The sequence below is a fragment of the Neisseria sp. HMSC074B07 genome (assembly GCF_001810355.1).
Classification (GTDB): Bacteria; Pseudomonadota; Gammaproteobacteria; order Burkholderiales; family Neisseriaceae; genus Neisseria.
The window spans coordinates 1-436 of the sequence record NZ_KV800970.1 but is presented as its reverse complement, the minus strand read 5'-3'; the positions used below and the strand labels follow the sequence as shown (position 1 = coordinate 436).

Below are 436 nucleotides of genomic sequence, written 5' to 3'. Positions count from 1 at the left end.
GCCGTTTCAGACGACCTGAAAACCGAAAGCAACCTGCACCCCGTCGAAAGTAGTCTGCACGGGCAAATCCAACAGCAACCTGCTCCCTCCCCCGTGGGGGAGGGTTGGGGAGAGGGCAAAGCGGTTGCCAACCAAACCGAATTTTCCTTAGCCGTAACAAACCCTCTCCCTAGCCCTCTCCCGCAGGAGAGGGAACAGAATGCGGCAGCCGTTTCAGACGACCTGAAAACCGAAAGCAACCTGCACCCCGTCGAAAGTAGTCTGCACGGGCAAATCCAACAGCAACCTGCTCCCTCCCCCGTGGGGGAGGGTTGGGGAGAGGGCAAAGCAGTTGCAGCTCAAACCGAATTTTCCTTAGCCGTAACAAGCCCTATCCCGCAGGAGAGAGAACAAAGTGCCGCTGCCGTTTCAGACGACCTGAAAACCGAAAGCAACC

General features: G+C 57.3%; 1 pseudogene. It reads left to right on the top strand.

The features are described 5' to 3' along the window. Positions 1-436, top strand: a pseudogene (locus tag HMPREF2726_RS10305) (transcription-repair coupling factor); the annotation flags it as partial.